This is a genomic window from Celeribacter litoreus, from assembly GCF_020165855.1.
GTDB classification, from domain to species: domain Bacteria; phylum Pseudomonadota; class Alphaproteobacteria; order Rhodobacterales; family Rhodobacteraceae; genus Celeribacter; species Celeribacter litoreus.
In genome coordinates this window covers 922,087-935,495 of sequence record NZ_JAIUFY010000005.1, presented here as the reverse complement: position 1 = coordinate 935,495, position 13,409 = coordinate 922,087, and the positions used below count along the sequence as shown (strand labels likewise).

At 56.9% G+C, this 13,409-nt stretch carries 11 protein-coding genes; 9 read left to right on the top strand and 2 right to left on the bottom strand.

Annotated elements, in window-relative coordinates:
- Positions 1–58 precede the first annotated feature (58 nt).
- From LA304_RS06630 to LA304_RS06595, 8 genes are all read left to right on the top strand, one after another.
- The gene (locus LA304_RS06630) at positions 59–517 is read left to right on the top strand and encodes a (R)-mandelonitrile lyase (protein WP_224502320.1); all 459 of its coding nucleotides are present in this window, start codon (positions 59–61) and stop codon (positions 515–517) included.
- Complete coding sequence (locus LA304_RS06625; protein ID WP_224502319.1) at positions 507–1,532, top strand: PQQ-dependent sugar dehydrogenase; 1,026 nt, start codon at positions 507–509, stop codon at positions 1,530–1,532. Before LA304_RS06630 ends, LA304_RS06625 begins: the two co-directional genes overlap by 11 nt.
- Before the next feature lie 105 nt (positions 1,533–1,637).
- Positions 1,638–2,534 carry a LysR family transcriptional regulator gene (locus LA304_RS06620; RefSeq protein WP_224502318.1) on the top strand — a complete coding sequence of 299 codons (897 nt, stop codon included), beginning with the start codon at positions 1,638–1,640 and terminating at the stop codon, positions 2,532–2,534.
- 106 nt (positions 2,535–2,640) lie between these two features.
- On the top strand, positions 2,641–3,402 hold the full coding sequence (locus LA304_RS06615; protein ID WP_224502317.1) for a carboxymuconolactone decarboxylase family protein: 762 nt from the start codon (positions 2,641–2,643) through the stop codon (positions 3,400–3,402).
- 42 nt (positions 3,403–3,444) lie between these two features.
- Positions 3,445–4,083 carry an NADPH-dependent F420 reductase gene (locus LA304_RS06610; protein WP_224502316.1) on the top strand — a complete coding sequence of 213 codons (639 nt, stop codon included), beginning with the start codon at positions 3,445–3,447 and terminating at the stop codon, positions 4,081–4,083.
- 20 nt (positions 4,084–4,103) lie between these two features.
- Positions 4,104–4,499 (top strand): (R)-mandelonitrile lyase, encoded by a 396-nt coding sequence (locus tag LA304_RS06605; RefSeq protein WP_224502315.1) that lies wholly within the window; start codon positions 4,104–4,106, stop codon positions 4,497–4,499.
- A gap of 247 nt (positions 4,500–4,746) precedes the next feature.
- On the top strand, positions 4,747–5,610 hold the full coding sequence (locus LA304_RS06600; protein WP_224502314.1) for an aldo/keto reductase: 864 nt from the start codon (positions 4,747–4,749) through the stop codon (positions 5,608–5,610).
- Between the two features lie 299 nt (positions 5,611–5,909).
- Positions 5,910–7,121: a multidrug effflux MFS transporter gene (locus tag LA304_RS06595; protein ID WP_224502313.1), complete on the top strand. Its 1,212-nt coding sequence runs from the start codon at positions 5,910–5,912 to the stop codon at positions 7,119–7,121.
- 30 nt (positions 7,122–7,151) lie between these two features.
- On the opposite strand, the gene LA304_RS06590 is transcribed toward LA304_RS06595, so the two are convergent.
- Together LA304_RS06590 and LA304_RS06585 are read right to left on the bottom strand one after the other, a co-directional pair.
- Complete coding sequence (locus LA304_RS06590; RefSeq protein WP_224502312.1) at positions 7,152–8,642, bottom strand: HlyD family type I secretion periplasmic adaptor subunit; 1,491 nt, start codon at positions 8,640–8,642, stop codon at positions 7,152–7,154.
- A gap of 49 nt (positions 8,643–8,691) precedes the next feature.
- The gene (locus LA304_RS06585; protein WP_224502311.1) at positions 8,692–10,449 is read right to left on the bottom strand and encodes a type I secretion system permease/ATPase; all 1,758 of its coding nucleotides are present in this window, start codon (positions 10,447–10,449) and stop codon (positions 8,692–8,694) included.
- Positions 10,450–11,792: 1,343 nt separating this feature from the next.
- Here LA304_RS06585 and LA304_RS06580 point away from each other — a divergent pair.
- Positions 11,793–13,409, top strand: a 1,617-nt coding sequence (locus tag LA304_RS06580; protein ID WP_224502310.1) for a hypothetical protein, incomplete at its 3' end; no start/stop codon positions are given.

Here is a 13,409-nt window from a genome sequence, read left to right as displayed (position 1 = left end):
TGAATGCAACGACACGCGATGTCGCAAACACTTTGACCCTCGACAAAGGAAAGACACGATGAAACGCACTCTCTTGCTCGGACTGGCACTAGCTGCCGCTCCCCTCATGGCGACGGCGCAATCCGTTGAAATCACGCACCACGCCGACCGCGCCGGTTCAATCGGCAGCGACGAGTTTTTCACTGGCACAGCCTACGTGTCTCCGGTCTTTGCACCAAAAATGAATGATGTGAGCGCGGGCGAAGTGACCTTCCTCCCGGGCGCGCGCTCTGCATGGCACACCCACCCTGCCGGTCAGATGCTCGTGATCACCCACGGGACTGGCTGGACGCAGGAACGCGGTCAAGAAAAACACATCATCGAAGCTGGCGACGTGGTCTGGTGCCCGCCGGGCGTCGAGCATTGGCATGGCGCGACCGACAGCACCTCTGTGACGCACTATGCGATTCAGGCCGGTGTCGATGGCGTCGCCGTCGAATGGGGTGAGAAAGTCACGGATGCCGAATATGGCGAGTAAGCTCACTCGAAACCTGCAGCGCCTCACTCTCGGAGTGGGGCTGTCTGCCTCTCTGGCTGGTGCAGCTATGGCCAATGGAGAGACCGTGCTCGACGGTCTCGACTACCCGTGGGACATCGAAGCCCACGAGGGCACCATCTATGTCACTGAAAAAGCAGGCACACTTGGCCTGTTTGACGGAGAGAGCTTTACCCGACTGCCGGTCCTGGCGAGCGCGCCAATCCTCAATGACCGTGGCGGCGGGCTCTTGGGGCTCGCGCTGCGTCCGGACTTTGCCGAGACGGGTCGTGCGGTCCTCTATCATCACACGGGAACGCCCGACGCACGCACCAATCGCGTCATCGAGGTAGAGCGCGATGGGGAGACATGGCGTGAAACCCGCGTGCTCTTCGACGGCATCCCCGGCCACCCGCTCTACAACGGTGGACGTGTCGCCTTTGGCCCCGACGGCATGCTCTATGTCACGACCGGCTGGACCGAAAACCCAGCCCTGCCGCAGGACCTCGAGAGCCTTGCAGGGAAAATCCTGCGCCTGACGCCGGATGGCGATGTGCCAGAGGACAATCCCTTTGCTGGCTCTCCCATCTTTTCCTACGGACACCGCAACCCGCAGGGGATCACTTGGGACGAAACCGGCCAGATGTATGCCGCAGAACATGGGCAATCCGGCAATGACGAGGTCAATCGCATCGTGGCTGGCGGGAATTACGGCTGGCCTGTCATCCAAGGCAACGAGCGCCGCGAAGGGATGCAAACGCCCCTCGCCCAGTCGGGCCGCAGCACATGGGCGCCCTCCGGTCTGACGTGGCATGAGGGCCGTCTTTTGCTCGCCGGATTGCGGGCGGGTGCGGTGCTCGGGGTCTCGACCGAGGGCGACGTGACCGAAGCCTATCCCGGAGACGGGCGCATCCGTGATGTGCTGGTCGTCGGAGATGAGGTCTACGCCATCACCACAAATCGTTCACCACGGCGCGATGGGGCCTCTGATGACAGCCTTGTGAGACTCACAGACTGAAATTTTCAACAGTTAACTCCGCACAATCCATCGACTTTATGAGTGTGGAACATATATCGTGAGGGAACCCGTTTGATCATCCACTCCCAATCCCCGGCTTCCCTCATGATACGCGAAAATATCAACGATTTGATCGCCTTTGCGGCTGTCGCAGAAGAACGCAGCTTCACCAAGGCTGCGGCACGTCTCAACGTGTCGCAATCGGCCTTGAGCCATACGATCAAAGGCCTTGAGAAGCGTCTTGGCCTGCGCCTTCTGACGCGCACGACGCGGAACGTGGCTCCGACCCTTGAGGGGGAAGATTTGCTCGCGACCCTGAACCCCTGTTTCGAGAAGATCGAAAACAGGTTGCAGGCCCTTAACGACGCGCAGGACAAGCCCACGGGCACCGTGCGGATCGTCGCCGTCGAATATGCAATCGAGACCATTCTCTGGCCGAAGCTCTCGCCAATTCTCAAGCAATACCCGTCCGTGAACGTCGAGTTCGTCATGGATTACGGCTACACCGACCTCGCCGCCTCTCAATGCGATGCGGGTGTGCGCTATGGGGATCAGGTGAGCGATGGCATGATCGCAATGCGCATCGGCCCCGACGAACGGATGATCTGTGTCGGCGCACCGGAGTATTTCGAGGCACATGGCACGCCGGATGTGCCTCAGGATCTGGTGGATCACCGCTGTATCAACCTGCGCCTCTCAACCCACGGCGCGCTCTATGCATGGGAATTCGAGGACAAGGACGGGCAAGAGATCAACGTCAAGGTCAAGGGCCAAGCCTGCTTCAACACCGTCAATCCGGTGATGCAGGCGGCGATTGACGGGCATGGGCTTGCGCTCATTCCGGAGCGATTGGCACAACCGCATCTCGACCGTGGGGCGCTCCGCATGTGTCTCGATGATTATTGCCCGTATTTTCCGGGCTTTCATCTCTATTATCCAAGCCGCCAACGCCCCTCTTCCGCCTTTACGGTCGTGCTTGAGGCCCTGCGCGAACGGGGCTGAAGACTATTCATGAAATCGGGTCATAAGTGGGGTGATGTAAGTAGGCATTAACCATCTGCCGCATTGCACCACATGAAGGGAAGAACACCGAACAAAGGAACTTCCCATGAAGACTCATATCGCCGCTTCCGCTTTTGCAGTTCTGACGAGCGCAGCCTTCGCTCAAGATGTCAGCGAGACAATTCCCGACGCAGTATCCAAGGTCTCCCCAGCGCTTTCCGCCTATACCACCGACACCATCATCGGCAACGAATGGACCAACGAGGCGATGTCCCCGCGTGACCGTGCGCTCGTGACCTTTGCCGCGCTGATGACACGTCACGAGACCGAGAACCTCGATAGCTATGTGACGCTCGCGTTAGACGCTGGTGTCACGCCGGCAGAACTGTCCGAGACGATCACGCATCTCGCGTTCTATACCGGTCTCGGCAACGCAACTGCCGCCGCTCAGGCAGCAGCGCCAGTTTTTGATGCCCGCGGCGTTACACCGGACAGCTTGCCAGGTGCAGAAGTCGAATTTCTGCCGCTGAACCAAGAGGCCGAGGACGCGCGCGAAGAACTCGTCAGCGGGCTGTATAGCGACGTGAGCATCGGCGTCGTGGACAACACCCGTGAGATCCTGTTCCGCGACCTGTGGCTCCGTCCAGACCTAGAGCCGCGTGACCGCAGCCTCGTAACCGTGGCCGCTCTGATTGCAGCCGGTCAGCCTGAGCAGATGACCTTCCACCTCAACCGAGCAATGGACAATGGTTTGACCCAAGAAGAAGCTGGCGCCATGCTGTCGCACCTCGCTTTCTACGCGGGCTGGCCCAAAGTTTTCTCGGCGATGCCGGTTGCAAAAGAGGTATTTGAAAGCCGCGCCGAATAAACCCGCGCAAGTTTTCAAATCACAAGAGATAAGGAGAAACACATGAAAATCGGTATCTTGGGGTCTGGTCTGATGGGGGCGAAACTCGGCTCTATTTGGGCAAGCGCCGGACACGATGTGTGTTTCTCCTACGCGCGGAGCGCCTCCAAGCTTGAGCGCCTCGCAAGAGATGCGGGTGCGACCAGTGGCTCCGTCGCGGAGGCCGTCAAGGACGCCGATGCGCTGCTTTTGGCCGTTCACTGGTCCCGCGTTCCGGATGTTCTGGAGCAAGCCGGTGATCTGGATGGCAAGGTTGTGCTAAACTGTTCTCTACCGCTCAATGCGAGCAACTCGCAGTTGGTGGTCGGAACCACTTCCTCCGGCGCTGAAGAGATCGCCAAGATGCGCCCCAAAGCACGCTGGGTGTCCTGTTTCAACACAAACCCGTCGGAGAGCTTCTACCCGGTCTATGCGCGCAAGGGTAAATCTCCTGCCCCGCAGGTCATGACCTACGGCGATGACAAAGGCGCAAAGAAGATCGCGGGCGACTTGATACGGGATGTCGGCTTTGAACCGCTCGAATGCGGCGGCATGAACAACGCCCGTTTCATCGAACCTTTCGCGATGGCAACCGTGGAATTGGCCTATGTCCAGCCCGGCGGCGCCGCGCTCACATATAACTTCAATAAAATACGCGACTAAACGCGTGAAAGGAGACCATCATGAAAATTATCCGCTCCGGCACCATCCCGTCGATGAAAGGCCCTGAGGACTGGTTCACCGGCACTGTCCGTGTTGACCCGATGTTCCAGGCAGAAGAACCCGGCCGCGTCAGCGGCTCGCACGTGACGTTTGAGCCCGGTGCCCGCACCGCGTGGCACACCCACCCTGCAGGTCAGACCATCATCATCACCTTCGGTCGCGGCCGCGTGCAGCGTGAAGGTGGCCCGGTCGAAGAAGTATCGCAAGGCGATGTCGTATGGTTCCCGGCAGGTGAAAAACATTGGCACGGCGCGGCTCCGGAAAATGCCATGAGCCACTACGCTATTCAGGAAGCGATCAACGGCGAAGCCGTGACCTGGATGGAGAAAGTCGCAGACGAAGATTACAACGGCTGATCTCCGATCAATTGCGAGAAACGCCGGCACAAAACACCGGCGCTTTCCAATCGGGGCTATTTATGACACCGCCTCATGAGTGCCATCTATTTTGCCCCGATTATCATACCAACGTTGCGCGCTTAGGTATCGAGACATGAGAGAGAAATCTCCCGCGTCTTCGAACGGAGAGCTTTTCAAAAGCTCGCGCGGGAACGATCGCTCCCGAACGCGGGGCGAAAAAACGAACACTGGAAAGGAGTACATCATGATCCTTCAAGAAACATACACCCTCGCCAATGGCGTCGAAGTTCCGAAACTCGGCCTAGGCACATGGATGATTGACGACGACAAAGTAGCAGACGCTGTCAAAGCCGCTATCGAGCTTGGCTACCGCCACATCGACACCGCCCAAGCCTACGGCAACGAGCGCGGCGTTGGCGAAGGCCTCCGTGACAGCGGCGTTGCACGTGAAGAGCTGTTCCTCCAAACCAAACTCGACGCAGGCATTAAGGACTACGAGGGCGCAAAAGCCGCTATCCAAGGCTCGCTCGACCTGCTCGGCGTTGATTACATCGACCTGATGATCATCCACAGCCCGACCCCGTGGGAAAACTTCGGTGGCGACGACCGCTTCTTCGAGGGCAACCTCGCAGCATGGAAAGCGCTCGAAGAGTTCTACAAAGAGGGCAAAATCCGTGCGATCGGCGTGTCCAACCACGAGAAAGCCGACCTCGACAACCTGATCGAGAACGGCACCGTCGCTCCGATGGTCAACCAGGTGTTGGCACACATCACCAACACCCCGTTCGAACTCATCGACTACTGCAAGAGCAAGAACATCCTCGTAGAGGCTTACTCTCCGATGGGCCACGGTGAGCTAATGAAGAACACCGACGTGCAAGCGATGGCCGACAAATACAATGTCAGCCTGCCGCAACTCGCGATCCGTTACTGCCTGCAGCTCGACCTGCTGCCGCTCCCGAAAACGGCCACTCCGGCCCACATGGAAAGCAACGCAGCGCTCGACTTCGAGATTTCCGCAGACGACATGGAAACGCTCAAGTCCATGGAAAAAATCAAGGACTACGGCGAGCACAGCTTCTTCCCGGTCTACGGCGGAAGCATGTAAGCATACGCATCACGATGTGACGCAAACGGCCAGCAGGGTGAAAATCCTGCTGGTCTTTCCATTTCTGACGACTACCGACCTGGGAACACCCGATGTCGTGGCGCGGAATTTGCGTCGATATGTGTCACAGCCAGTCCACCATTTATGCAGTCCGCGCATAAACGCATTCGTCATTCACCGTCTAATCATCACGCTGCAGCCCGCTAAATACGTCGGCAACAGGAAAGAGAAAGCATGAGCATCATGAAGGCCGTTTTGGTTGCCATCGGGACTAGCACACAGTGGCAGGCGTTTGAGCTATGACAGTCGCGGACAAAGACACCCTCCCCCGCCCGCACGCCGCTGTGTGGCACGTCATGATCGTGCTCGCGGCCTTAATGGCCTTTGCCGGTCTGTCGACGGACATCTACCTCCCCGCCATGCCCGAGATAGCGGACAGTTTTGGCGTCGATCATGGCGCAATGGAATTTACGGTCACGAGCTTTCTGATCGGCTTGTCTCTCGGGCAGTTGGTCTGGGGGCCCATCAGTGACAAGTTCGGTCGCATGTGGCCTGTCGTGATCGGACTGGGCCTGTTCATCATCGGCACCATCGGGTGCGCCCTCTCTAGCTCTGTCCCCGAAATGGTCGTCTGGCGGGTCTTACAGGCCACTGGCGCCTCCGCGAGCGTGGTATTGTCGCGCGCGATGATCCGTGACCTCTATCCCGGTGCACGCGGGGCACAGATGATGTCGCTCCTGATCGCGGTCATGACAATCTCGCCCCTAATCGCCCCGAGCATCGGGGCGCAGGTTGCGGGCGCATTTGGCTGGCGCGCGGTCTTCTGGGTTCTCGGCGGGATCGGGATCATGGCGCTTTTAGGGATGCTGTCTCTCGGAGAAACCCTTGCCAAACCAGAGCGCAACGACAGTGCGCTCGGCGCAAGCTTTCGCGCCTATGCGGTGCTCCTGTGCAACCGGCATGTGATGGCACACGCGCTGGTCGTTGGTCTGTTTTATGTCGGAATGTTCGCCTACATCGCAGGGACCCCGGCGATCTTTATCGGTTTCTACGGTCTCTCACCCGAAGCCTACGGGCTGGTTTTCGGAAGCGGTGTTGTCGGCATTTTCATTCTGAACCTGATCAATGGACGTATCGTCGCGCGCACGGGCACGACGCTCCTCTTGCGCATCGGGGCGACCGCAACACTGGCCTTCGGCGCGCTCATCGCGGTGACGGCGGTGAGCGGCATTGGCGGTGTTTTGGGCTTCTACCTTCCTTTGATGGGGTTCGTCGCCATGTCGGGCCTCATCATGCCCAGTGCCCTGTCAGGTGCGATGTTGGGCGCCGGTCGAAATGCGGGGGCAATTGCGGCGCTGTGCGGCGCCATTCAGTACGGCGGCGGGATTTTCGGATCCGCTCTCGCGGGTTTCTTTGCCGACGGCACGCCTGCACCCCTCGGCTTCATCCTCTTGGCCGCAGGCGCATTGACCTTCGCCGCGAGCCTCATGCTCCGAACCCAGCGCTGTTAAGACGGCATCATCTCAATCGCACCCGAGACACTAATCTTCCCGAAAGCTGCGATTCATCGACTGCACAATCGGGTTGAAGAGATACTCGAATAGCGTTCTATCTGCGTCGAGGATCATGACTTCGGCAGGCATCCCGGGAACCATTCTAATGTCGTCCACAGTTTCAAGTATCGCGGGATCGAGTTCGACTTTCGCAAGGAAGTAGGCCGCACCGGTCCTGTCCTCGATGACCCTATCGGCCGAGACCGAGGCCAAAACCCCGTGCATCAAAGGCAGATTGCGCTGCTTATAGGCGCTCAGGATCACACGCGTTTCCATTCCGGGGTAGATCCTGTCGATGTCATTCGGCTTTACGCGGGCATCAATGACAAGACTACTGTTGTCAGGGACGATTTCGAGAATAGTCTCCCCCGGGCCAAGCACCCCGCCCACTGTCTTCGTGCTAAGATTGAGCACGCGACCAGAGATCGGGGCCAGAACTGTTGTCCGTGCGAGCGTATCTCTTCGTGAGGGAAGCTGTGCCCGGATTTCAGAGAGGCTCCGCTGAACCTCAGCCAAAGAGCTATTGGCCTCTTCGACGATCTGTTCCTTCATTGCAATAAGCTGCAATTCAGTTTCTCCGATCTGCTCCTCGTTTGCTGCGATGCGCGCGACATTCTCGGCCTTGCTCGCCTCGATATCGGCTTGTTCACGCATGAGGGCAAGCAGGCGGGGATACTTCGCAAGTCCTGTTTCGTAGAGCTCTTTGACGGTTGAGACTTCCTCCTCGAGCAGTTCGACTTGCCGGTTCTCTGCTGCGATCACCTCATGAAGCCCTGCATTCTGCCGTTGCAGTTGAAGAACGCGTTTCTCGAGAATTGCGCCTCTGTTGAGAGCCGCATTTACGCGACTTTCCAAGAGCTGTTTCTGAGCGGTCATGATTGTAACCACGTTCGGATCGCTCGAGTTGGACAGCTCCGTCGGGAAAAGGATCGTCGTCCGGCTCTCTTGTTCCGCCATAAGCCGCGCTTCGACAGCTAACAAATAGCGGTAGCGTCCATAGAGCTCATCGAAAAGTGCCTTCGCTTGCACATTATCCATGATCACAAGCGGGGCGCCTTCCAATACGAAATCTCCCTCTTGGACATTGATCTCTCTTACAATGCCCCCCTCGAGATGTTTTACGACTTTTCTGCTGCCCTCCGGACTAACGACACCCACCGCAAGTGCGGCACTCGACAAGGGCGCAATTTGAGCCCATCCGGAAAAGACGAGTACGAGCATGAGGGTCGCCAAAGCGGCGACGCGTCGTGGCCCCCGTGTCAGAGCAGGCAAAAGAGAAAGCCTCTGCCGCCTGCGCGAGCCACGCACAATAACAAGCAAAAGCATGTAGGCGGTGAGCAGGCAAAGCGCCACTGTAAGGATAATGATGAGACGCTGTTCTTCAGTGTCCGTGACTCCGACATAAGCGAGGAATTCTTTCAGTGCAGGTAAGACGACTTCGAGCCAATAGGCCTTCGCGACCGATGCCAACACCAGCATCACCTCTTTTGCGCGTTCAAAATAGTCAGATATTTGTTGCGTCCACATTTTATGACCCTTTGACTTGCGCAGCCTTCACGGCGACGACTTTCTGGCCACGACTTGGGCGCTTCGGCTGCTGTGCGGGCGCGTTCGGTGGCGACACCGGCTTCACGGGCTGAAGCATGTCTGCCATATCTCCGAAGCTCACGACGTGACCATCCTGGAGCAACAACATCTTGTCCGCAGTTTTGAGAACTTCTGCTCTGTGCGAAACGATAATCACGGTACGTTTGCGGGCCTTAAGAGACATCAACGCGGCGACAAGCGCCTGATCACCTTCGCGATCGAGATTGGAGTTGGGCTCATCGAGCACGATCAAAGACGGATCTCCGAACAAAGCGCGCGCAAGAGCGATCCTCTGTCGCTGTCCGCTCGACAACATGTTCCCGGATTGACCAACCGCAGTTTCATAGCCTTTCGGGAGGCGAAGGATGAGGTCGTGGACGTCAGCAGCTTTGGCTGCCGCGATCACGGCCTCACTATTCAAAGCTCCGAAGCGCGCAATATTTTCCGCAATCGTGCCTGGGAAGAGTTCTACCTTTTGAGGCAGATATCCAATGTGCGGCCCAAGTTGCTCGGCACCCCATTCAAATACATCTGCCCCATCGAGACGGACGTTGCCTTTTGCGGGTTTCCAAGCGCCGACCAACATCTTGCACAATGTTGATTTCCCCGCCCCAGAGGGCCCGGTCACGGCGCAGACTTCTCCGGCGTTCAACGCAAAGCCAATACTGCTCAGGATGAGTTTGCCGCCTCTCGGCGCCAGACAGCTTATACTTTCAACGTCCAATTGACCTTTCGGCTGTGGCAACCGCAGCGGCTCTGCATCGTCCCCGATCATTTGGAAAAGTTTGCGGAGCCGTTCGTTTGCCGCTTTCGCGGCGACATATCTGGCCCAAGCAGCGGTCACTCGTTCAAGCGGGGCAAAGGCTCTGCCGCTGACGATTGAGGACGCAATCATTGCGCCCGCAGTGATTGCCCCCTGCAAAACAAGATAAGCGCCGGTCCCGAGGATCGTAATCTGGAGGGCGAGCCGTAAAGACCGCGTGAAGCTCAGAACGGATGTCGTCGTTTCACCTAGCGCCTGTTGTTCAGACCTCGCTTCGTTTTGGAATGCCTGCCAACGATCGAAAATCGCATCCGTCATGCCCAATGGAGAAATCGTTCCGGCCCCATCAAGGTAGTGCAGCGCCAACTCGTTTGCTTGACGGACTTTGAGTGCGGCCTCTTTCTGCCGCGCACGCGTCATTCTGTCATTCGCGATGGATGCGATCAGCAAGACAACCGCGCCGAGAGTGGCGATGACCCCCAAGAAAGGATGAAGTGCCCAAATGAAAAGAAGGAACACAATACTCCATGGGGCATCAAGAAATGCCAAAGCCGCGTCCGATTGGTAGAACGCACGAAGATCGCTCACATCGCGAATTCCGGCCTCAGCTTCGCCGCCCGCCACTTTCGTTTTCAAAAGACGTTTGAGGACGGGCGAGGCGAGCTCGCTTTCGATGTATCCGGCACTTCGTGACAGGATCAGGCGACGGGACTGTTCCAAGACGCCGTAGATAGCAATCGCGAAGAGAGCCAACGCAGTCAGCCAAAGCAACGTATCGAGCGATCCGCTCGTCAGGACCCGATCATAGATCTGCAACATGTAGATCGAGGTCACGAGCAGGAGAATATTCCCGATGCAACTGATCACCACGAGCGTAGGATAGTTGTGACGAACAGACGCCAAGACATCTTTGTATGTGGTGGTCTCTACAGGCATAGTCTTACCTCACTGGTTCATCTCTCGGAGGCGCGAAGGGCGAAGACTGAGGCGTTTCCTGGCTGGATGGTGGACAGATAGACCCAATCAGTGGCCGAGGATCTAAAAGAGACAGCCGCACCGAGAGAGCGGCGCCGAATGATACGGCCCGTTTCTTGGTTTGTTGCTCATATTGAAAATGATCGATCCCGAACGGCTGTCAGGATCAACGCTGCCTACTCAGTCCGGAAACGCATTCTTCACTCCCCCACACGAATACATGCGCAGGAGGCCCCCCAGCCTCCCGAAATTTTCATAGAAGCCGATCACACAGATCGGCACTGTAGCGAATTCACATGTGTGGAGTTGCGTCGCCCGTGAACGTCAAACGCCAATATAAGCGGATCCGCCCTGCCAGCTTCATCCGTTTCTGCTCGTCGTCTTGCCCAATCGCCTTTTTGGCACGCTTATATCGGTCTTGGCTCCAAGGAGCGACGGCGCTTTCCACCGATGACAAAAGCGCTCGCAGAATTCATGAGTAGCACAGAAAAGATATTCGCGCAATTTTTTGGACTGGAGGGGCTGTGCCACAGTTTCAAACCTCGCGACCCTCTAGGCATACGACTCACCCTAGAGCACACACATTAATCGGGGGTGTCGATCGCTCCGCAGGCCGCGTACCTCGCATCCAAAAGCGCGTTCAGCGAAAGCCACGTTTCATATCACGAAGATGGTTTGTCCGACCTCGAAGACTGAGAGAGCTTGATGTCTGGGTTAAGACTGTTCTCACGAACCATGCCCCCCTCATCCTCGTAGAAATCTATCGAATTTTTTTTAAGATGGACAAAAAATCTGATCGCCATGCGGGTCAGTCCGGACGAAGTAACGGAGAAGGTTTGACGCTTCCGAATTGGCTCCCTCTTCGCGCATAGACGCCCGTGAACCATCACCGCCAGAAAGGTCCGAATCGGACCCAGATTGACAAATTTCGGGAATTGTGGTCTTTTTAAGGCAGGGAGGAAGCCTGAAAGAGTGGGGTTCGTTTCCACCAACTTCAGGAAAAAGAGTTGAGAGCGGAGCGGGTTTTCGTTGCGTCTCAGACAAGCTGACAATGGAACGAAGGTTCCGTTTCTTCTGGACACAATTTGGCATCTACTGGTCTCAGTTTGGCATAGCGCAAAGTGCTATGTCTTCTGGCATTTGGTGATGTTTGCTTTGGGGTAAAGAGAAGCTTTCCGGCGTTCCGCACGAGTGATCGTTCACGGCCGCATAAATGTGCCTCGCTCACCAAGTCATTTGTCATAGCTCCACGGTCTCGAAGGTTTCCCCGCAAAAAATCTGCGCTCACTCCGGGGGGACTGAAAATGCCATTTGAAGAAATCACCACGAATTTGGTTCATGATCACTCTGTTGGTCTCGAAGATAGCGACATCGCCTACAACGATGGCACTGCGGATGATCTGGAGACACGCGCAAACTCATTCTATCAAATGCTCGTTGCAGCCAATCTGATTACAGATGGCGAAGACGAAACCTCCACTTATGGAGATCGGGGTGGTGTCGGCGCCAGCACAGATGATTGGGTTTCGATAGACGAATCCGACCCTGTCAATGAACTACGATTTGCTGCCGACAGTTCTGGCGCCGCACTAGATGGTGACATCTGGACCGACCCCGCAAGCGATGACCCGATGGATTACGTGCGGACATCAGATACCGGTGAGATTATCTATCTTTATGCAGTCGAGGACGGAACAGTGCTGGTTGGATCAACCACCAGTCCTGATGACGTCTCGTGGGGTGGGGAACTCCCGGATTCACTAGATGATTTCGAGACATCCTCAATCGCCGTCGTCGGATATCTTGATGCAGCTGAGGACAACAAGACTGCCGAAGTCTACTGGGCCTCGTTCCGCCCCATCACGAACCCGGACGAAACACTGAGCGATGGGGACACCGTCGATCTCGGCGACAACGTCTGGCTCTATGCGGACACCTCCCGCGTCCTGACCTTTAGCGGCCTTGATCCCAAGAAATTCCTATTCGGCCTTGCCGGAGAGGACGCGCCGGACGACTCGTCCACAACAAAGATTTTCGTTCTGGGCGAGGATTACAACGTCGATACGAATGAAGATTACGAGAAGGGCGGTGACGCTGGCGCCATGCTGAATACAAGCAGCGCAGGCAAATTCCCGCTCTACCCCGACCTTCCGGATGTCGCGACCGTCGGCGTCAACAACCAGAGTGTGAACGAGGATCAGGGTATCTTTGTTATGCTCGTCGACACCGACCAACCTGTCGGCAATTACTACAATGGCACAGATGCCGATGATCTCGACACCATCCTTTCACAGGACACAATGTCGTTCGGCATTGTGCAGGCCGTGGGCAACACAGGCGTCGAAGTTCAAATTTCTGGATATGACGGCGAATATTCCGACGGTGCAGATCTCATTGTCGACAACGGAGCCTCCGACGCAGATCCTGACAGCACTCTCGGCGATGCCTCCGACGTTGTCGGAATTGAGGCTGTTTCGATCACATGGACGGAAGATGTCGGAGAACCGGTCTATGAAGACATCGTGTATTACGATGGCGATGCCGTAGAATACCTCGATCTCAACGGTCGGACGGTGACAGTCGTCTTCAGCGAATTCAACGCAGAAGGACAACCAACCCTTGTGACCCTAAATGGCGTCGCGGCCTACGACCTCATCGAGGTGCAATGGGTTGATGACGTTGACCACGCTCTGCTGCATACCAATCTTGGCGCCATCGACTGGGGTATTATTGGCGGCGAATTCGGTGGCTCGCTTGCAACAAATATTGGCGAGCACATGCTTGTCGATGATGCCGGTCCAACGGCCGATGTCACGGATGGCGGGACGGAGCCTGATGCGGTTTATCTGTTCGATGGCAACACCACCGTCGAGGGCAATTACGAAGGTGCGGATGGCACCGGTTATCCGACCGGTGACGCC